General features: G+C 52.1%; 14 protein-coding genes and 1 tRNA gene. 3 read left to right on the forward strand and 12 right to left on the reverse strand.

Annotated features, from left to right (window positions below; genetic code table 11):
• Positions 1–34 precede the first annotated feature (34 nt).
• From KJW29_RS21860 to KJW29_RS21880, 5 genes are all read right to left on the reverse strand, one after another.
• On the reverse strand, positions 35–3,541 hold the full coding sequence (locus KJW29_RS21860) for a sugar-binding protein (RefSeq protein ID WP_214626178.1): 3,507 nt from the start codon (positions 3,539–3,541) through the stop codon (positions 35–37).
• Positions 3,542–3,656: 115 nt separating this feature from the next.
• On the reverse strand, positions 3,657–5,285 hold the full coding sequence (locus tag KJW29_RS21865; RefSeq protein WP_214626179.1) for an extracellular solute-binding protein: 1,629 nt from the start codon (positions 5,283–5,285) through the stop codon (positions 3,657–3,659).
• A gap of 57 nt (positions 5,286–5,342) precedes the next feature.
• Positions 5,343–6,221 (reverse strand): carbohydrate ABC transporter permease, encoded by an 879-nt coding sequence (locus KJW29_RS21870; RefSeq protein WP_214626180.1) that lies wholly within the window; start codon positions 6,219–6,221, stop codon positions 5,343–5,345.
• Positions 6,222–6,248: 27 nt separating this feature from the next.
• On the reverse strand, positions 6,249–7,217 hold the full coding sequence (locus KJW29_RS21875; protein WP_214626181.1) for an ABC transporter permease: 969 nt from the start codon (positions 7,215–7,217) through the stop codon (positions 6,249–6,251).
• A 324-nt stretch (positions 7,218–7,541) separates the two neighbouring features.
• Entirely contained in the window at positions 7,542–9,305 is a 1,764-nt protein-coding gene (locus KJW29_RS21880) for an ATP-binding protein (protein WP_214626182.1), read from the reverse strand.
• Between the two features lie 244 nt (positions 9,306–9,549).
• On the opposite strand from KJW29_RS21880, the gene mscL reads away from it, so the two are divergent.
• Together mscL and KJW29_RS21890 are read left to right on the forward strand one after the other, a co-directional pair.
• A complete protein-coding gene (gene mscL, locus KJW29_RS21885) occupies positions 9,550–9,975 on the forward strand; it encodes a large-conductance mechanosensitive channel protein MscL (protein WP_246608878.1) in 426 nt (141 codons plus the stop codon).
• Positions 9,968–10,618, forward strand: a complete 651-nt coding sequence (locus tag KJW29_RS21890; RefSeq protein WP_214626183.1) for an NUDIX hydrolase — start codon at positions 9,968–9,970, stop codon at positions 10,616–10,618. The genes mscL and KJW29_RS21890 overlap by 8 nt, the downstream gene beginning before the upstream one ends.
• A 101-nt stretch (positions 10,619–10,719) precedes the next feature.
• Here KJW29_RS21890 and KJW29_RS21895 read toward each other — a convergent pair whose 3' ends face one another.
• A complete protein-coding gene (locus KJW29_RS21895; RefSeq protein ID WP_214626184.1) occupies positions 10,720–11,097 on the reverse strand; it encodes a hypothetical protein in 378 nt (125 codons plus the stop codon).
• Between the two features lie 172 nt (positions 11,098–11,269).
• Here KJW29_RS21895 and KJW29_RS21900 point away from each other — a divergent pair.
• A tRNA-Thr gene (locus KJW29_RS21900) sits at positions 11,270–11,341 on the forward strand.
• A 185-nt stretch (positions 11,342–11,526) separates the two neighbouring features.
• Here KJW29_RS21900 and KJW29_RS21905 read toward each other — a convergent pair.
• The 6 genes from KJW29_RS21905 to KJW29_RS21930 form a co-directional block, all read right to left on the reverse strand.
• Complete coding sequence (locus KJW29_RS21905; RefSeq protein ID WP_214626185.1) at positions 11,527–14,646, reverse strand: S-layer homology domain-containing protein; 3,120 nt, start codon at positions 14,644–14,646, stop codon at positions 11,527–11,529.
• Positions 14,647–14,706: 60 nt separating this feature from the next.
• On the reverse strand, positions 14,707–15,588 hold the full coding sequence (locus tag KJW29_RS21910) for a carbohydrate ABC transporter permease (RefSeq protein WP_214626186.1): 882 nt from the start codon (positions 15,586–15,588) through the stop codon (positions 14,707–14,709).
• A gap of 27 nt (positions 15,589–15,615) precedes the next feature.
• Positions 15,616–16,521, reverse strand: a complete 906-nt coding sequence (locus KJW29_RS21915) for an ABC transporter permease (protein ID WP_087571261.1) — start codon at positions 16,519–16,521, stop codon at positions 15,616–15,618.
• Positions 16,522–16,523: 2 nt separating this feature from the next.
• Positions 16,524–18,191 carry an extracellular solute-binding protein gene (locus KJW29_RS21920; protein WP_214626187.1) on the reverse strand — a complete coding sequence of 556 codons (1,668 nt, stop codon included), beginning with the start codon at positions 18,189–18,191 and terminating at the stop codon, positions 16,524–16,526.
• Positions 18,192–18,277: 86 nt separating this feature from the next.
• Positions 18,278–19,936 (reverse strand): response regulator transcription factor, encoded by a 1,659-nt coding sequence (locus KJW29_RS21925; RefSeq protein ID WP_214626188.1) that lies wholly within the window; start codon positions 19,934–19,936, stop codon positions 18,278–18,280.
• Positions 19,937–19,940: 4 nt separating this feature from the next.
• Positions 19,941–21,611: a sensor histidine kinase gene (locus KJW29_RS21930; protein WP_214626189.1), complete on the reverse strand. Its 1,671-nt coding sequence runs from the start codon at positions 21,609–21,611 to the stop codon at positions 19,941–19,943.
• Positions 21,612–21,758: the final 147 nt, after the last annotated feature.

The following is a 21,758-nucleotide window of genomic DNA, read 5'->3' on the forward strand; positions in this document are numbered from 1 at the left end:
CGTGCTTGCGGCAGCTTTGAACGTCATAGACGTATCAGGGGACCAGCAGCAGATCCCCAAAAGCACTGCGGTCTTTGCCCGAGCCAATCCCGCCCATATACTCCATCCAGCCGCGTCTGCCGGAACCGTCATTGTCATTGATGAGCATAGCAAATCCAAAATTCGAGCCTGGGGCTGCCGTCACGCCAGCCGGCAATAACGCATCCCATGGAATCGCCATTTCATAAGCGGTCGTATTGCTGTTGTCGTCTCGAATGACCGAAGTTTGTGCGTTGCTCAGGCTTGAAACTCCCAAGGCGGCGGTCCATCTCCAGACAACGACATTGGAGGTGTTCGGGTTCAAAGCAATACCGATTTCATTATATCCGAGATTGGACGCCCCCGACTTTCTGCCGGGATCTATAGTGAACTGTATGCTGTCCCCTTTCCATATATCGCCGTTCGTATCGGCTTGTACATGAACATCATCCTTTATCGCAACGGCATAATAGAAATAATCGTCATCCCATTGGATAAAACCCGTGCCGCTTAGATCGTTGACTCCTCCCCAGTTGCTCATCTGCACCTGCGACGTTTGATCGATGAGGATTGGCATCGCATCGGACCATTCGCCCGGCGATAACACTCCGTCGATGATTGGCGCAGTAGAAGTTTGCTGCGCGGCGAGGAAGCTGATTCTCCGATCAACAACCGCGCTGGCTCCGCCGTTTAATGTGGTTTGAATTTGCAAATCATACAGCTTTGGCTCCGGATTTCCCGGAAACGCATAGGTTACGGTTGCCGTTTGATTGGCCGCGGCGGCAAACGTTTTGTTCTGACTCCCTTGATCCCATGGCGAAGAACCGATAATTTGGATCTCTCCGGATATTCCCGTATTCATATTGTTGTCGATGCTAATGCTGACATGCCATTGTTTTCCTTGCGGCGTTTCCAGCAATTGCGGGTCTACCCGGACTTGATAAGGATCCTTGACCTCTATATTCTGAGCGAAGTTTCCTTCCACGTATACAGGCACTTCCGAGATCGGCAACGTTATGATGCCATTGCCGTCAGCGGTTGCACTGCTGCTATTGCCAAACAAATCATACGATGCCGCAGTGGAAGTACCTAGAGTTAACGCGAGATTTTTGGCATCGCCTTTGCTCCATAACACAAGCACGTCTTTTTGATCCGAGTTGCGATAAAATCGATAAGCTTGGACTTGATCGCCAGCGGCATAGGCTTGAACAAACTCCGATCCTGAAAGCATGTTAGTAAGCGAACGATAAGCCACATAGTTCTCTTTCGCGGACCAAGGCGTACCTTCGTGCTCCCCTCTGACCAGACCGAAATGACCTTCAAGACTTGTCGGCGGTTTAGGGTCATTCTTAAAATCATACCAGAAAACCTTATCTGCAAGGCCGCTGCCAAGCGCCAAAGTATACGTCTTAACGACATTAGCTCCCGACGTTAACTCGCTTACGCCTCTGGTCAAACTTTCGCTGGTCGGCCAGCCTATCTCGGTCACCCATATCGGCTTGGCGGGGCCATAGGCCAGAAACAGATTCTTGATCGACTGTAGACTGGCTACGAATCCACCGTCATCAGGGTTGATCGGATAGGTATAGGGATGCACGGATACGGCATCCATATCATCATATCCGCCTGCCGCCAATACTCTGCTGATCCATCCTGCATCCGCCCCCGATGTGGCGCCGCCAATGACTACCGCATCGGGATTGACCGCCTTGATGGCGGCATATGCCGCTTTAAGCACTTTTGCGTACGCCTCCGGCGAAAGACGATCCGGGTTGCCTCCTCCGATATTCCATTCATTCCATATTTCAAAGTGATCCACCCTGCCCAAAAAATGTTCTGCCAGCTCGCCCGCATAACGGGCATAGGCTGCAATTCCTTCATCGGTATAAGGCGCCTTGCCATCATCGTAAAACGGATTGCCGTAATCGACAATAAACAAAGGACTGATGCCTTTGGACAATGCAGTGTCCACAAACATATCCCATGCGGGTGGAATGCTAATCTGTCCTTTCACCGTTTCGGCGACTGTCCATCTCGCGTCGTCCCTGATCCACTGGATTCCTGTCTGTGCGATCTGAGTAAGATACTTGTCGACATAATTGGCATCGGTTTTATTAAGCAGATGAATCGCAGTGCCGAACACGCTGCTCGGAGAGCTTTCGCCCGGAGCCGGCGCCCTGCTGAACGGGAAGCTCTCCTGCTCGTTAATATTGCCATTGTCGCCTGTTGCCGTTACCTCCAAAGTATATACGCCGTAACGATCGATAGCCGAGAAGTCCAGATCTTGATCCAGTACCCCGCTCATGGGCACATCCGCATTAAAATTTCCGGTTGCGATCAAGTTATTGCCGGAATCCTTTACGCCGTAATCCACTTGAACATTTTTGATCTGGTTTGTGGAGTTTTTCAGCGTCAGACTCAATATCGCCGGTTCATTAGCCGAAAAAATATGACCCGTTGGTCCATCGACGCCAATAACGAAGTCCTTCGGCTTGAATACGATGTCGTCAAACCAAACGTCGCCGCCCGCATTGCCATCCAACCTGACATATATGCGGATATAGGCCGCCCCAACCGCAAATCGGCTTAGCTCTGTCGTATACTCCGTCCAATCCTGACTGCCTCCGGTCTGAATCAGCTTCATCGTATCGTGCCAACCCAGAGAATTCATATTGGCATCAATCACTAAAGCGTTTACACTCGCGGCATCCGAAACAGATATGCCGGCTGTTTTGATCCAAGTAGACAGCGTATAAACTTCGTTGGATTGTATAGGAATCAACGAGCTTCCCCAATACTGTGTCGTCGTGGCCGCCGTCATGCTCGCACTCTGGTTGCCGTTTCGTTTAACAGCCGTATCCAGACTCCCCCCTGCTCTGGGCGACCATAGACCCGACTCAAAGCCGCCGTTGACCAGCATATTGTCGGATACCTTCAACTCGACGTCATCAAACCATACGGAACCGCTCGCATTGCCATCCAACCTGACATATATTCGGATATAGGCCGTACCAGCTGCAAATTGGCTCAGCTCGGTCGTATATTTCGTCCAATCTTGACTGCCTCCGGTCCGAATCAGCTTCATCGTATTGTACCAGCCTATTGCGTTCATGTTGGCATCAACCATTAAAGCGTTTACACTTGCTGAATCAGAAACGGAGATGCCTGATGTTTTAATCCAAGTAGAAAGCTCATAGATGATGTTCGATTCTACAGGTATCAATGCGCTTCCCAGATACTGTGTCGTCGCGGTTGCAGTCATACTCGCACTCTGGTTGCCGTTATGCTTAACCGTCGTATCTATGCTTCCTCCCGCTCTGGGAGACCATAGACCTGATTCAAAACCTCCGTTGGCAATGAGATTTTCAGTGGAAACGATAGATGCTACCGAATTCGGTGCAGCCGCTTGCGCAGTTGCGGCAAGATCAGCAGGAAATACGGCTTGGAATAACAAAAAGATAACTATAAAAATGGCTAAACGAACCGTTCTCGTTGTTTCATTCCGCTTACTCGTCGACATCATGTATACCCCTTTCAATTTTGTGTTTTGAGAGAAGAGACAGAACCTCTGCCTTTCTTGAAATCTTTTCGTGAAAGTCGAGGCCTGTCTCGCTTTGCTGGCAATCTCTACGCTTTATTTAGAAGTTCGCTTTGTTCGCTTCGTACCATTCCTGCGCCTTGACTTCTACCGCTTCTCCGCCCAGACGCTTCCATTCCTTGCGAATTTCCTCCAGTCCCCATGCCGCCGTATACGGGCTGCCCTGCATCGTCACCTTGGCGCGAACCTCTTCGATAAAAGGTTTCAGCGCCGTCTGGATATCGTTCAGCTCCGTAAAGTTCGGCTGATACGGAATATCCCGGCGGAACTTGTTAAGAGTCGCCGTTTCCAATCCCTGTTTGCTCAATGCCGCCAGCTTCTGAGAAATCTCGTCTGGCGCCGCCTTCACCAGCAGATCCTCGGGCGAGAACTTCGCATCCCGCACAACCGCATATTCGCCCGCATAAGAAACTTCCTTTTTGAACTTCTCCGCATCCAGCATTTGGGCCACTCCGTTAACATCCTTGTAATGAACGTCCTCTTCTCCGTTGACCAGCGACTTCCAGCCCTCTTCTACCATCCAGTCCAAATATTCGACCGCGGCCTTCGGGTTTTTCATTTCCTTATTGAAGGCTACGAAAATATTAGGCGGCGTTTCTTGGTACAGACCGAATTTTCCGTTTTTGGTGGACACCGGCTCAAGCGGTACCGGATTGGCTTCCGGCTCGTTCTTTAGCATATTCCGGATGTGGTTCTCCATCGCGCTGCCGCCCCAACTGCCGGCGAAGATGCCCGCTTTGCCCGTCGTCCACAGTTGGATAGCCCTCTGAAAGTTTTTGTCCGTCAAATATTCCTTGTCCACCAGCCCCGCTTCGTACATTTGTTTCTCCAACTCCATCGCATCCCCGAACCGGTCGAGCGTGGCTCCGTACTTCATGCTGCCGTTCTCCAGGTACCATTGATTGCCGATAGCCGCGTTCATCGCCGCATAGCTATCAAAGACCGTGCTGCCTACCAGCGCCGTTGTATCGTCCTGCTTGTTGCCGTCCGGGTCCCGCTCCTTGAATGCCTTCGCCACCTCGATCAATTCGTCCATCGTTGTCGGCGTCTTGAGGCCCAGCTTATCCAACCAATCTTGCCGGATCCACAGACCATGATTGGCGATGCCATCCGTCGTCCGAGCGGTCGCGACCGCATACATTTGACCATCGAAGGTCAGGTAAGGCAACAGCTCGGGATGCTCCTGCAAATAGGTTTTGTAGGATGTGCTGTACTGCTCGATATAAGCGTCCACCGGCTGCAGCGCGCCTTGGGTAATCAGCTTGCCGATATAAGCCCGATCGTACTCCCAGATCAGATCCGGCGCCTGATTCGAAGCGATAAGCACGTTCAGCTTGTCTTGTGCCTGGTTTCGAGGCACGGGCACCATCGTTACGTCAATGCCGGACTGCTCCCGGATCCACTTCACCCAACGATTGTTTTCATAGGTTCCCTCGTCGCTGGATACGGCTCCCCGGTCGAACGCGGAGATGCTGACCGCTTTCGGCAGATCGGCATACGGATCCGCAATCGACGTTGCCGTTGCAGACGGTTCAGCCCCGGACGATGCGGTGGGCGATGCGGAGGGGCTGCTCGCGCCTTTCTCCGAACATCCAGCCAATACCGTTCCCGCTAGCATACATAAGGCAGCCGTTGAAACAACCCACTTTTTTTGTTGACTGATTTTCATGTCTAGACCTCCTAAATTAATGTTTCTTATATCAAGGCTGTTTGACAGCCAGCGATATCAACCTTTGACGGAGCCGAGCAGAACGCCCTTTACAAAGTACTTCTGCAAGAACGGATACACGGACAGAATAGGTATAATCGAAAACACGATGGCGGCCGCGCGGATGCCTTCCGGCGTCAGGGTCTGTTCGGTGACCCCCTCCCCGCTCCGAAGCATCTCGGGACTGACCAGGTCTATCATCTGATAGAGCTTCACCATCAAAGACATCTTGTCGGTGCTTCGAATGTAAATCAGTACATTCATATAGGAGTTCCACCAGCCCACGGCATAAAATAGGGTCAGCGCCGCGATCACCGGCATAGACAACGGAATAATAATCTTTAGCAGCAGCACCCATTCGTTAGCGCCGTCGATGGAAGCCGATTCCTCCAATTCTGCCGGAATTCCCTCGAAGAAGGATTTCATGACGAACATGTTATAGACGCTAATCAAAGCGGGCAACCAGATCGCCCAATAGGTATTTACCAGTCCCAAACTGTTGATGAGCAGGAAATGAGGGATCATCCCGCCGCCGAATAACATGGTAAACAGCACGGCCTGCAGCATGATGCTTCTGCCCCGAAGTCTGGATTTGGACAACGGGTACGCAGCCAAAATGGTAAATACCATATTCAGCAGAGTGCCTACGACAGTCATCAGAACCGTGTTTTTCATAGCTACGATCAGTTGCCCGTCGTCAATCAGATTGCGGTAAGCATCCCAATTAAATTCGATGGGCCACAAGAATACCTCCCCTGCCGAGATCGCTCTGCTGTCGCTAAAGGAGACCGCAATAATATTAAGAAAAGGAAACACGGTTGCAGCGGCGCATAACGCCAAAAAGATGTAGTTGAGCCATCGGAATAGGCTCGCCGAGTTAAAATAATTAGTCTTCACGGGACAGTCATCCCCTTTCTGTTCGGTCTACCATAACCCTCGTTCTCCCATGATCTTAATCAGCTTGTTCACGCTGACGATCAAGATCAATGCAACAATCGACTGGAACAAACCGAGAGCCGTGGTATAGCTGTATTGGAGATTCTCAATGCCGCGAGTATATACAAAAGTACTGATGACTTCGGCAACCTGGGTAACAGCTGGATTTTTCATCGTAAATACCTGCTCAAAGCCTACGTCCATAATTCGCCCCACCTGGAGAATTAAAATAATCGCTGCAGTGCTGCGAATCCCGGGCAAAGTTACATGCCAGATCTGCCGAAGCTTATTGGCTCCGTCAATCTTTGCGGCTTCATACAGAGTAGGATCAATGCCCGCCATGGCGGCCATATAGAGGATGGTGCCGAAGCCCGCCTCCTTCCAGATCCCGGAGCCTACGAAGGATATCGGCCACCAGAACGGACTCGCCATAAAATAGATAGGCTCCATGCCAAACAACTCAAGAATCGTGTTGACAATACCCGTCGAGGGGGACAACATGGCAATGACGATGGTGCCCAGCACCACCCAGGATATAAAGTGGGGGATGTAGAGCAGATTTTGCAGCACCCGCTTGTATCCATTCCAGCGAACCTCGTTCAGAAGGATCGCCAGCACAATTGGTACCGGGAAAGCAAATACCAAATTGTACAGATTAAGCAGAAGCGTATTGCGCATAACAACATAAAACTCTTTGCTGGAAAACAGCTGGCGGAAGTGATCCAGCCCTGCCCAACTGCTTCCCCAGATGCCATCCGTCAGGCGGTAGTTCTTGAAGGCAATGATTTCCCCGTAGAGGGGCGCATACTTGAATAGCAGAAAATAGACGGCCACCGGCACTAGCATCAGATACAAATATTTGTCCCGAATGATATGCCTCGTTAGACCTCGTTTAGGGACGGCCGCGGCCAAAGCAGCTTCGGCTGGCTGCGGGTGCAGGCTTTCGGAATGCCGCATGGGAATTGCTCCTTTCATGTGCTGACCATGTGTTGAATCTGCCCTAAAGGTAGCACGTGGCTAAGGAGCCGCGAAATCGCTACAATTTTATCCGTAAACGATTTTTGCGCTTTTTTCATCTTTATTTTTTGTTGAAGTCCTTATTATTTGAGAAAAACAGCTCTTTGAGGGGGGAATTCCGTGGATTCGGACCCGGCAGTGAGGTGAAAGCGAATTTCGGCTCAAAAAAAAGAAGGGCGGGCGCCCTTCATCCAAATCGATCCTATAGTCCATTCGTCCGGCAAATGGAATCTAGCCGCATATATCCGGATAGATGTCGTTTCCTTAGCTATCGCTGTCGTCCGGCTGGGAGGATGCAGGCAATGTAAATCTCAGCGTCGTCCCGCCGCCCAGTACGCTGTCTATGGCGATCTTGCCGTCATGGTTGTCGATAATCTTATAGGTCACGAGCAGACCGAGCCCCGTTCCCTTGTCCTTCGTCGAATAAAAGGGCTGCCCCAGCTTGGCAAGCTGTTCTTCGGGCATCCCGCTCCCATTGTCCGCTACGGTAACGAGATGCGTTTCCGGATCGCCGCGTTTCAGTTCGATCAACAGCAGTCCCCCGTCCGGCATAGCTTCCACCGCATTTTTCATCACATTAATAAATGCTTGCTTGAGCTGTACGGCTACGCCGAGGACCCAGGCCGGAGCCGGATCGAAGCGATGTTGGATACGTACCCGCTGTGCCTTCGCCTGCGCGCCGACAGCAGCAGTGCATTCGCTCAGCAGCTCCCTGAGATTGTTGCGTCTGAGCTCTAACGCTTGCGGCTTGGATAACATTAGCAGCTCCGTGACCGTGCTTTCGATACGCGACAGCTCCGATCTCATCAAGGGCAAGTATTGCTGGTCCTGTATTCGCCCGGTAGCGAGCAATTGCATGAAGCCCTTGAGCGAAGTAAGCGGATTTCGGATCTCGTGAGCGACCCCTGCGGCCAGCTGCCCCGCTATCGACAGCTTCTCCGCGTTGACGTACAACTGCTCGTTTCGCTTCCGTTCGGAGATATCCCGGATCATGACCTGTTCCACCTGCTTGCCGTCGTAAGTGGCTCGTATCCTCACCATTTCCGTCAAAATGGGGTTGCCTCGCAGCGTCTGCCACTGCAGCTCGATTGGGCGCAAGGCATATTCACTTCCATCCGGAGTTTGCTGCAGCCATGTCTGCATCTCGAGATGCTTGCCGCCATGCAGAAGCTTGAAGATGCAGTGTCCGACCAGCTCATCCTCGTTCTCCGCTTCGAACAACCTCAAGCCGGAAGGATTGAGATATTCCCACTTGCCTTCGACGATAATGGCGATCGTGTCCGTTGAATTCTCGACCAGCAGCTTGTAGCGCTCGTCGATCTGGGTATACTTTTTCATCCCGAGCCAGGTGGTGTAAGAGAATGTAATGATGAGCAGCACCAGAATACACAGAATGAACGCCAGCAGCATCAGGAATTGATTCAGTCTGTCCAACGTCATCACATGTCGATACTCAACCGTGAGTGCAAACATCCCTACCGTATGCATGGTTAAGCTGCCAAGGCCGGCAACGAAACTCGCGGCTGCATAACGCCATTGCGCGGGGCGGCGCATAAGCACGAACGCTGCATAACAACCCGCAAAACCTAGAAGGAACGATACGGCTACTAATGGAATATTGAATTCGAGACGATTAATAGAATGGCTGAGAATGGAGAAATAGTGCAGACAAGCAACTCCTCCAACCATAAGAAGCGCTGAAATAACCTCCGCGAGTCGAACGGGAAGTCTGCCGGAATGATAATAGCGAAGCGACAAAAACACCAAAAACGTAGTGATGGCAAAGTTAATGGCAAGGGTCCACCGGATATCCATCATGAAATCAGAGGCGAGCAGCAGGACGACATGCATCGTCCACAGTCCGAGAGTGAAGACAAGCGCCGCGGCGATGCAGTTGGAAGCAGAAACTTGCGTTCCGCTCGGCTTGCGCCGCCATTGCATGATGAACATCATATAAGTTGCAAAGCTTATAATAAACAGGGAGAGCAGCAGAAAGGAAGGGCTCCCAAGCTGAGACAATGGATTCATTGCGCTCCTCCAGGTTACATATTGTGATACATCTCTAGAAAGTTCGACATTTTCCCGAAATATCCTTTTCTTCCGCTCGAAGTATGACGGTTTATGCCGCAATTCTTGCCTTCGGCTCTTGAAATCGCCGATTAGCAGTGCTAGATTTGGTGTACACTACTAGTTATAATGGAATGATAGTTTGAACAGGACTTAAACGGAGGAGATTGTATTGAAAATTGTAAAAGAGTTTAGAGAATTTGCGATGCGCGGCAACGTCATCGATCTCGCTGTCGGCGTGATCATCGGCGGCGCATTCGGCAAAATCGTCACGTCGCTCGTGAATGATATTATTATGCCGCCGATCGGCATGATTCTAGGGGGCGTCAATTTTAAGGATTTAAAAATCTCCCTCGACCCGAGTTACAGCGGCGACCCAGCAACCGAGCCATTCATCCGTTACGGTCAGTTCATAAACGTGATGCTGGACTTCCTCATCGTTGCCTTCTGCATCTTCTTACTCGTCAAAGGAATAAATGCGCTGCGCCGCCTGAAAGAAAAAGAAGAACCAAAAGCCGAGGCGGCGCCTACGGAAAAGGATTGCCCGTACTGCCTGTCCAAGGTGCCGATCAAAGCTTCGCGCTGCAAGCATTGCACTTCCCAACTGGAGGAGACTCCGGCGAATGCCTGAGGAACGGTTCGATATCTATGACGAGTCCATGAACCACTTAGGCACGGCTGCTCGCTCGGAGGCGCATAAGCACGGTTACTGGCACCGCACGTTCCACTGCTGGCTGCTCCGCCATGAGGACGATCGCCTTCTTGTCCGCTTCCAGCGTCGCCAGTTGACGAAGGATACGAATCCAGGTTGCTACGATACGACGGCCGCGGGACATCTGGCCGCCGGCGAGACGATGCGCGATGCCGCCCGCGAGCTCGAGGAGGAGCTGGGCGTAAAAGTGCGGTTCGAGGAGCTCATCCCGCTTATGCAGGTCCGCGAGGACGTCAGCGGTATTGCGGATGGAGAACTGTTTATCGACCGTGAAGTGAGCGACGTATTCGGATTGGTATCCAACCTTCCCCTGAGCGAGTTCAAACTTCAGCGTGAGGAAGTATACGGCATCTACGAAACCGAACTTGCCGATATGCTTGCGCTCTTCCGGGGCGAGCTGGAGTACGTCGAGGCAGACGGCGCCGAGCTCTCGGAAACCGGGGACGGACTGACGCCTTGCGTGCGGAAGGTTCTGGCCAAAGAATTCGTTACACGCGACAACAGCTATTATATCGACGCGATGCTGGGGCTTCGCGATATGCAGAATCGAGTCGAGAAATAGAGAAAAAGTCTGCGAAATGATATCGTTTCCTATATCTGAACAAAGAGAGGCTGCCGTCGGCAGCCTTTCTTTGGTTCCATTATTGAGATGAAAAATCATAATTAGAAAAATCCGTTCTCGAAACCACCGCCGAACCCTCCGCAGCCACAGCCTCTGTGGCAACGGTCATGCAAGCTTCTTACGCAGATATCGAAGCTCACGATAACGGAGTTGCGACGACCGAATCCGCAAGCGATCTTAACGCAATCAAAGCCCGGTTTCTTGAAGAAGCACACAGCTCTGCAATCGCGACTTAATAAACGGTTCACCTCATGGTGATTGCAATGGCGAATGGCCGCTACCAGCCTTCTTGCATTGCGCCGATTGCGCAGCCTTGCGAACGTACGGCTAAGCTGTCTGCCGGCGTCCTGCACGCCTGCTACATCGAACTCGATTCTGTCATGATGTCTGAAAGAACTCACCCTCATTTTTTCGGACATAGGAACCCTCCTCTCTACTACGCTTACTCTATGATATGCAGCAGAAGTAGAGACGATTGGGTAGATTCATAGAGTCATTCGCGCAATTCGAGAGGAGGCAAATACAGGATGCAATAAAGGCTTGACAGCGTCCCCGAAAATTCGTATTCTATTATTTGTCGATTCCATATTCGCTGATGTAGCTCAGGGGTAGAGCAACGCACTCGTAATGCGTAGGCCGGGGGTTCAATTCCCTTCATCAGCATCCTTAAAAACCAGCAATGACGCGGATTCCATGTTTCCCGGAATCCGCGTCATTGCTTTTCGTCTTCAACAGAATTATTGCGTGAGCATGACTTAAATCATGGAAGCGAATTGGAGGCAGCTCACTTTATTAATTAGTTTGTAGTAATTTCTCATCATATTTCTTGAATTTACCAACGTTCCGTTTCAATCATGCTCTTCAAGCAATCGTTCCATTGCCGGATTTAACTTGAGCAGCTTCCATAACATGGTTATTGTTTCTGCGCGAGTAGCTTCATCCTGTGGCCGTAGATTGCCCTTATATCCTTGAATAATTCCCGCTCTAGCCGCCGCCAGCATGCTGTGACGAGCGTATTCGGATACGTCGGTCCAGTCATCAAACCGTTTGGCTTCCTCCTGCGGTAACGCCGATTCGTCGACGAGCCTCATCATGATTGTAATGATTTGCTCGCGCGTAATCGTGGAATCAGGCTGGAAGCTGCCGTCTTGATACCCCTTGACGATACCGCTTTTCTCCAGCATCGCCACCTCTCGTTCCGCCCAATGCCCATTCATGTCCGAGAATCCTGGTCCACTCTCCGCCTCAGAGCCCAATCCGAGCAATCTGACAAGCATGACCGAAAATTGCGCTCTTGATATGGCATGATCTGGCTTGAAGCTGCCATCCTCGTAACCTTTAGCGGTGCCTAACCTTGTGAACCAATCAATCAATTGTTTTCCCCAATGATTATCCGTGTCCGAAAATACAGGTTGATCTGCACTCGTTGATTGAAGTCGAGATTCTATAGATGGCAGTAGTTCCTCCCAATGAACGAGATCGCTCTTCCATATGGAAGGCGCTAACGAAGTAGTCGTTGGCGTTGGGGCTGTTGTAGCAGTTGGCGTTGGAGCAGGCGTCGGGTACGCGATTGGCACAGTCGTAGTCGTTCCTGGTGACGCAGCCACCCATCCGGTGCCATTCCAAAGCAAAAGCGCCCCTATGTCCGTGTCAAAATAGAGCGAACGGTACGGGATAAGCCGCTCCGCAGGTCGCTGCGCCGTTCCGCCGGAAGTACGCACAACGCCCAGCTTCTCGAAGGTTATGCGCCCCTCTGGATCCGCAGGAAAACTCCGATAGACGGCTTGATCGTCCTGGAACGTATACCATACGTAATTATCAAGCTGAACCGCATAGTCGCCAATCGCCGACGAAGGACGATCGAAGAAGACGAAGCCGGAGGCATCGGAACGGTTCAGTCCCCCCACCTTGGCTCCGTGCAGGGCGGCGTTGGGATCGTTCAAACCTTTGACGTGCAGTGTGCCGATTCGGAGGAATCCTGCCGTCTCCGGCTTATAGCTCTGGCCGATGTCATAAGTACCGTCCAACACCTTGACCAGACTAATGCCATTCTCCTGAATAGGCGTGTAGTAGACGGTCAGACTTTCAATCGAACCGGCGCTGTGGTTCAGTGTCACATAACCGGTATCCGGGCTCCTCAGCGTCACACCTTCGATATGAACCGTGGATGCCGCCAGGCCGTAGACGCCCTCCAGCAGAATTGCCGTATTGACCAACGTATGCTCCACGTTGAGCTGCTCGATGTGAACCTCGCTTTCCTCGCCGGTCATGGCGAAGGGAATATCCACATGAGGACGGGACGACTTAAGGTAAATATTGCGAAACACGTTCCCCGTCCGAATATCCGAGCGAAAATCGATGCCGCGATAAGAGAATTGCTCAATCTCCAGCGTATCGTAAGTCACAGAGAACGACTCCGCGCCGTTCGGCGAATAGATGCCGGTGCCGACATCGGCGATCCGCACGTTGCGAATGGTCGAGCCGCGCTGCAACGACCACTGCGCCCCGGTATAGATGGCGACGCGATCGCCTTCCCCTTCATTGTCGGTAATCAACTCCGGTGCGAAATACAAGCCGATATCGGCGACGGTCGACGTCCTGCCCGCCTTCAGTATCGGTGCCTTTGCATCGGGCATTGTGCCGACGAGACCCGTAACGAACATGCCTGAGCCGATCAGGTTCTGATTCTGGAATTCAAGCGTCTCGCTCACATGATACGTCCCGGCGGGAATATAAATGCTCTTGCCGGTTGCGATCGCTTGCTTGAACGCCGCCGTATCATCGCCGCCATCGTCCGGCACGGCACCGTAGTGAACGACGTTGGCATAGCCGATTTCGTCGCCGTCCGCCATCGGAATAACGGCTTTGCCCTTCACGACCGTAATGTCGTCGATGACAATTCCTCCTCCCTGGCGTATGCCCCACTTCAGCACCGTGTCTGGCGAAGCCGCCGTCGTAAAAGCCATGCGGGCCACACCGTAATCGCCGCGGTCCGCCAGCTCCGCTTCGGCCGCATTGCTCCAAATGACCTCTCCCGCCGAACCGAAATTCATCGCCGTCGATGAAGCCCCCGCCTCTGCCAGCGCATAGAAATATTGGCCGGACGGCTCCGGTTCAACGATCTCGTATTTAAACATAACGGTATACTCCGTTAATGGAGCCAGCTTCAACTTGTCTGTATCCGATCGGAGATACTCGTGCCACTCCTGTTGCGCGTCCGCCCGAGCGGCCACTGAATAGCTGCCACGGATGGCTTCCGCGCCGTTAAGCAACGTACCGCTGCCCTGAGCCGCAAACGCCGTTTCCGATAGCGCCCCGGCTTCGAAACCTTCCAGCGCTATCGATTCCATAATGATTGGAGCTTGCGCCAGCGTGCCGGGACTGATGGCAATATCGTCGACGACGATGCCACCTCCGCCTTGAATGCCCCAGATCATCTCATAAAGACCGTCGTTCGCGGCCGTAAACTCCATCTCGGCCATCCAGAAGCCATCCGCTTCGCGCAATAGCGCCTTGTCAGCGCCGATGCCAGTTCGGTAAGGGATGCTACCGTTGCTTTTGAAATTAAACCCGGTGGTCGTCTCACCTGTGCTGCCCTGCTGCTTCATATATAAGTAGAAGAAATTCCCTTCGGGCGCAAGCACCTTATAGTTGAACGACAGCACATAGGTTTCGCCTTGCGTCAACGCCACCTTACGGTCCAGCTTCAAATATTCCGCCCACGCTTCCGCTGCGGTGCTTGTCCCTTTGACTGCATTCAGTCCGCTAATCAATTCATCGGCGCTTGTCGTCAAGCTACCGTACGGGGATAACAAATCATATTCGTGAGCGTCCTCGAAATCCTCCTGATGCAGGGGATTTCCCTGCTGCGCTGATGCCGCAAGCCCGTCCGGCTTCAGCAGGATCATGCATGCCAGCAGCAGAGTTGCTGCCATAAAGATGGACCAGCTTTTTTTTATTGTTGCCATAATCGGCCTCCACACCTCAGTGATTCAGCATGTCCGCCCCACTCTGTCTCTTTGTTGTCATTAACCTTTGACGCTGCCGATGACCATTCCTTTGACGAAATAACGCTGCAGAAACGGATATACGATTACAATGGGCAACGTTGCAATCAATATCTGCGCCGACTTGATCGTCCGATCCGACACTATCGCCAGCTGCGAGCGGTCTAGATGCTGCAGGAATGAAATGTCGCGTTGAACGATAACGGTTTGCAAATAGCTTTGCAACGGGTAATGCTCCGGCCTATTCATCAAAATCAGGCCGTCGAACCAGCTGTTCCAGTGCCAAACCACGGCGAATAGCGTCACTGTCGCCATAGCCGGCAACGATACCGGAACGAATATACGCCACAGCACCGTCCAGTGGCCGGCTCCGTCCACGAACGCGGCTTCTTCCATCTCCTTGGGCAGTTGGCGGAAAAAATTGAGAAGCAATACGATGTTAAAAATCGGGACAGCTCCAGGCAATACTAACGCCCAGATGCTGTCCAGCAGGTTCAACTCCTTGATGATCATATACCATGGAATCAAACCTCCCGAAAAAAGCATCGTGAAAAAAAACAGCCAGGCATACATGGTGCGGGAACGAAATCCCGAAGACTCCTTGGACAGCGGATAGGCGACCAGAATCGTAATGAGCAGATTCAGTGCCCCGCCCAACAACACGCGCTGAAACGTCACCAGCATGGAGCTCCAATAATCGGACCTCGACAGCACGTATTGATAAGAGCTGAGAGTTGGTTCCACCGGCCAGAATTTAACCCAGCCTGCCGTGACTGCCGCGCTGGAGCTCAGCGAGACGGCAAGAATATGCACGAGAGGTGCGATACAAGCCAGCGCTAATGCAAGCAGAAACACCGTATTGAGGACGGTGAACAACCGCGCTCCCTTTGATGTCATTGCCATGAAGTTGCCTCCTTCCCCCTTGCGACTCTAAAATATCCGGTAATTGGCCAGCTTGTAAGCCGCATAATAGGCAACAGATATGAACAGGAACGATACAACGGATTTGAACAGACCGACGGCGGTCGCCACGCCGTATTGGGCCTGCTGCAAGCCAATTCGATAGACCAGCGTGTCGATAATATCGCCGCTTGCATACACCTGCGTACTGTACAAATTGACGATCTGATCAAAGCCGGCGTTCAGAATATTGCCCATGCTAAGCACCGACATCAGGACGATGATCATGCGCATGCCCGGCAGCGTTACGTGCCAGGTCTGCCTCCAGCGATTGGCTCCGTCGATAATCGCAGCTTCATAGAGCTGGGGATCAATGCCGCTCAAAGCCGCAATATAGACGATGGTGGCAAAGCCAAACTCCTTCCACACATCCGATAACACGATCGTAAAGGGAAACCAGTCGTTGTTCCCGAGGAAAAACACCGGCTTTAGACCAAGAGATCCAAGAAACTGGTTGACGATTCCCGATGAAGGAGACAAGATATCAATCAGGACGCCTGAGAGAATGATCCATGACAAAAAATGCGGTAAATAGATTAGCGTCTGCACGGATCGTTTGACAAACACGCTTCGAAGCTCGTTCAGCAGAAGGGCGACCGTAATCGGTACGATCAGCCCCGCCAACATCTTCATTCCGGCAATAAACACGGTGTTCCAGAGTACGCCATATATGCCCGGCATATCGAGCATATAGCGAAAGTTGTCCCAGCCGATCCATTGCTGATCGCCGAAGAAGCCTTTAGCCGGAATAAATCTCTGGAAAGCAATGTACAATCCAGCCATCGGCACATAAGAGAAGATAACGATCAGCAAGAGTCCAGGCAAAATCATCAGATGCAGCGGCAGATTTCGCCGCAATATTTTCAGACTGTACATCGTCAGTTAGCCGCCTTGCCGGCTTCGTTCACTTCTTTCGTTATTTGCTCGCCTCCAAGCTTGTGCCAATCCTCTACGAATTGGTCGAAGGCATCAATGGGCAGATCGCCAAGAATGATACGCATGAACGTTTCATTCGTCAGCTTGGACAGTGTAGCGCTTTTGTCCGTCATAGCGGATGTCGGCGCTCCGACAAACCTGTTCATCTGGAACAGCTTGTTCTCCTGGTAATGGTTCATGACACTGTATACACCGTCCGTATCATAACCCGCCGCCCAAGACCACAAGCCATCGTTGCCGCCTTTGTATTCCTGAATTCTATCCGAAATGACCTTGGCTTCACCGGTCAGATTGGACAACGTGCCTGCTGCCGTGGCCGCCGCAATCTCCAGGTAAGCATTCAGGTTTTTGTTAGGCGGCTCCGGCGTTACAGGCGACAGCTTCCAAGTCCCTTCGGCATCCCCCGGCAAATAATAACGGTCGAACTCCGCCGTTTCGCCCCAGTTTTTTTCTATGAAGGTATTAAACATTTTGACGATAGCCTCAGGATTTTTGGAGTCCTTGCGGACGGCCCAATACTGATAAGTGCCGAGGCTGATCTCCGACAGCGCTTGCTTCTCATCGATTGACATCAGCGGATAACCTTTCCATACCGCATTGGGATCGTTGTCGCGATTCGACTGGAATGGCCAGGCGCTTAGCCATTGCTGACCGAACGAGACGCCCGCCTTGCCCGATGACGCGGACTCCGCTACCTTGCCGGCATCCTTAACGCCGAACTCCAGGTCCAGCAACCCATCTTGGTACATGCGGGACAGCTCCGTCAACGCCGTCTTGGTCTCCGGCTGCACGCTGCCGTGCGCCAGATTGCCCGCTTCGTCTTCAATCCAAATGGTAGGGTAAGCATGGTAGGCGTTAAAAAAGCCTTCCAGTCCCGCGAACCCGCCGAACAGATCCTTCTGCAGGAGCAGGCCGACCGTATCCTCTTCTCCATTGCCGTCCGGGTCATTCTTTGCGAAGGCTTCAATAACGGTCAGCAGATCTTGCATCGTCTTCGGCTCCGGAAGCTTCAGCTTCTCCAGCCAATCGGTTCGAATCCAGACAAACTGCGCGATATCAATGGATGAACGTATATTGGGAATGCCCATCAGCTGGCCATCGATCGTCGCCGCGTCAAAGGGAGCGCTTCCATCCTGCGCCAGCACGTCTTTGGTTAACGGTGCCGCATATTGCTCATACACCTCATCCAACGGCATAATAAGATCGGCCTTTTGCAGCTGTTTCAACTCTGTGGCGTCCACTTGGATGAATTCCGGCACATCGCCGCTTGCGAGCGACACATTCATTTTCTGCTTGAACTGGTCTTGACCCTTTGCAATCCATGTGTAATCGAATTCGATGCCCAACTCGTCCCTGTACAATTGCGACCAGCGATTGTTTTCGAAGGTTTCTCCTTGAAGCTTGCCAAGTACCCCTTCCGTCGCGTCATCGGTGTATCCCACCAACGAGATCGTGATTGGCGGGTCGTATTTGTCCGACGCCGTTTGCGGAGAGGCAGCATCAGGCGACGGCGCCGATGACGCTTCCGGTTCGCCGTTGTTGCTGCACGCCGAACCGATGATGGCGACGGCCATCAGCAGCGCGGTCATTTGTTTGACATTTTGTTTCATTCGCGTTCACTCCAACCTGTGATGATGTTCTAGGGCCCTGAACGTATTGTAGCATCGCAGAATGGCGGTTCGTAACGCGAAAGTCTTTACCTTTTTGACTTCTCATGACCTTCTGAGAGCAACCATTGCTCTCTGTACTCCTGTGGCGTGCGCTTTGTCATTTTTTTGAAAAACCGCGAAAAGTACGCAGGTGCCTCGATGCCAACGGCGGCGGCAATTTCGCTAACCTTGTAATTCTCCTTCAATAGTTCAATCGCGCGCGCAAGGCGCAGCTCCGCCAAATAATCGGTAATGCTGACGCCGGTGCTTTCCTTGAACAAGCGGGACAGATAGGACGGATTAAAATGTACCTGGTCGGCAAGCTCGACAAGCGAGAAGCCGGCGTGAAGCGTGCTCCGCATATACTCCTTTACGAAACGGATCGTCGCCGACCCCTGAAGCTCGTATCGTTCCCCGAACAACCGGAAGATCATGGAGGCGATCTCCTCCACAAAGCGAAAGTACTCCTCCCAGCTTCCGAAACGCGAGAGCTGAGTAAGCTTATCCAAAACTTCTTCATCGCTTTGCAGCGACTCCAGCCGATGGCGATTCATGCAGGAGAGGATTAGCATGGATAAAGACTGGAACAATTCCAGAGTACCGCTCTCCCGTACTTCAAGCGTACGTTTGCCGACCTCATGCTCCAGTTCTTCCAGTACGAGCATGAACGACTTGGCTTCTCCCTTGTCGAGATATCCCCTCAGCAGCTCCAGCTTGCTGCGCTCGAAAACAATGCGAGTTACCAGCAGCTCGTCCGAGCGGGTAGCCTCCCGTTCCTGCAAGAGCACGCCGCTTCTGTACATTGTCGCATGCAGCAATTGCTGCCAAAGTTCCTCTCGCTTCGCTGCAACGCGATCCCATTCTGCCGGCGTTATCGCATAAATAAACGAGAACATCGCACCTAAATTGAGATTGAAATCATTCTGGATACGTTCCAATGATTCCTTTAAATAGGTCTGAACGCTGATGGGAAGCGTTACATCCCGTTCACTCTGGCATAGCCAGATGACGCAGTCGACCGTAGCCACATATTCGCACAACTCCCAGCGCTCCTTCAGCGACTGCAGTACGTAGCTGCCCAGGGCGGGTAACGTTGGCCCTTTCATCGCAGAGAGCTGCTCTCGCCCCCCGTTGTCCGCCCGTGCTGCGATAACGAGCAGCGGCAGCTCCGGATCCAGCGCGATGCCCGTTTCGGCGAAGAGCTGCCGACGGTCCTGCGGCGTCGAGCCTTCGCCTCGCAGAAGCGCCAGAATATAATCGTTGCGCAGCGCGCTCATCGCGGACTGCGCTTGCTGTTGGGCCTGTTGGAGTTCCATCCGCTGCTCCAGCTCGAGCTCCAGCGTGTTGATGACCCGCTTAACAGCCCCAACGATGGCATCATCGTCTTCCGTCTTCAAGACATACCCCGCCGCTTCGTTCTTCACCGCTTCATACGCATAATCAAAGTCGGAGTGCCCCGTCAGAAACACCACCTTGCAGGACGGCCACAGCTCCCTTATTCGGGCATGAAGCTCCAGACCGTTCATGCCCGGCATCGCGATATCGGATACAACGATATCCATCCGATTGCGATTCAGCATGGCCAGCGCCGCCGTTACCGTGCTGGCCTTGTACAGATCAAGCTCGCACCCATCCAGCTCCTGCAGCAACTCGTATACCCAGTCCACTACATGCAATTCATCGTCCACGATCAATACTCTATACATGTCGCTAACCCTCCTTGGCCAATGCTATTTGTACGACAAAGTCGCCCGGATCCGCTTTCAGAATGCGCAACCCGCTGCCCTCGCCGCAATAAATGCGTATCCGCCTGTGAATATTAATAAGCGCAGTAATTTCATAGTCCTCCCCGCCCTCGTCGGACAATTGCCGGCGAACGGTCTCCAGTTGTTCTCCGTCCATGCCGCGCCCATTGTCCCGCACCTCGATCCGCCAGTATTGCTCGTCCTCGCGGAAGCGCACCTCAACCACGCCGCCTGTTTCCGTCTGGCTCAGGCCGTGCTCGATCGCATTTTCGATTAACGGCTGCAAAATCAGTCTCGGAACATAAACATGGTTGATCGCTTGAGGCGACGACTCCATATGCAGACTCATGCGGTTGCCGAGACGCATGCCCTGCAGCTCCATGTAGACGGAAGCGTGTTCCGCTTCCCGAATCAACAAGATGTCGTCCGTCGTATTCCGGGTGATATATTGAAAATATTGACCCAGATTTTTCGAGAATGAAAGGGCGTTGTCCTGATCCTCCAGCTTGATCATCCGATGCAGCATAAAAAAACTGTTGTACAGAAAGTGGGGATTGATCTGCGCCTGTAATTGTTTCAGCTCCGCACGCTGAACCAATATTTTTTGACGATATACTTGGTCAATCAAGGAATGCAAATGCTGTACCGTATCGTTGAAATGCTCATATAGGTAATTAAAGTCGTCTTTGGGGCGACGATAGATCCGCACCTGCAAATCTCCTTCGCGCAATCGCCGGAACGCTCGCAGCAATGTGATCAGCGGCTTATGTATAAGCTTGTACAAAATCCAGGAGAACAAGACAATGAGCAGCGTTGCGGTCAAAGAGAAAAACCAAAACCATTTGCGATAAGTATCGAATTGCCCCATAAAGAGAGAACTGTCCACGTAACGCACCAGGCCAAGCTCTAATTCGGACGAACTTGCATAAACAACGAATAACTCTTTTTTCTCCGTCTGGATAAAAGCTCTGCCTCCCTCATTTGCAGGCATCCACCGCTCACCATAGCTTTCGCTGCCGCTCGATGCAACGATGGCATTATCGACGGTTCTTCGCAACAATATCTCTTCGCCTGAATCATAGCGGGTCAGGTAATCCAGTGAATCCGCCAGCGCGGAAGCCGACAGCCGCGTTTCAATGACAAATTGCGCGGGGCGATTCGCATTGTTAGGGGACGATACGCGCAACAGCAGATCGCCGCCATCCTCCTGCACCGGCGCACGTGTAAAACGGTTGGGATGGTTCAAGTAAGATTGAACGGCTTCAGCGGCGAGCTCGCCATAACCGTTCTCGGCCGAAACTTGAATACGAGTGCCCGGAATATACACGGTGACGTCGGAAATCCACTCGTTGCTGCTTCGAATCGTAATCATTCTTTGCTGCAACTGAGTAATTGCCCTCTGCTTGTCAAAAGGCCTCATTACCGGCGAGATGGTTGCCAAATAGTTGAGATTGAAGTCGTTTAGAGCATCCAGCATCAGAATTTTAATTTGCTCTACATCTGCCTCCATCGTATCCAGATAATAATTCATTTGGGCATCGACGGATTGGTATACCTGCTCTTCCACCGCATCTGCCCCCCAATAATAGATGTTCAGGCCAATGACGTAAATCGGGGTCAGGATTAAGATAAACAACAGGAGAAACTTCAGATAAATTGAATTTTTCCAAGGCAGGAGATATTTCGTGAACAAGGCCATCCCTCTTCTGAACGATCGATTTTAATTTGATTTATAGAATAGCCTATTTCGGCGAATCGGTAAAACAATTACTTCGCTCGGAAG

The sequence above is a fragment of the Paenibacillus agaridevorans genome, from assembly GCF_018604145.1.
Taxonomy (GTDB): domain Bacteria; phylum Bacillota; class Bacilli; order Paenibacillales; family Paenibacillaceae; genus Pristimantibacillus; species Pristimantibacillus agaridevorans.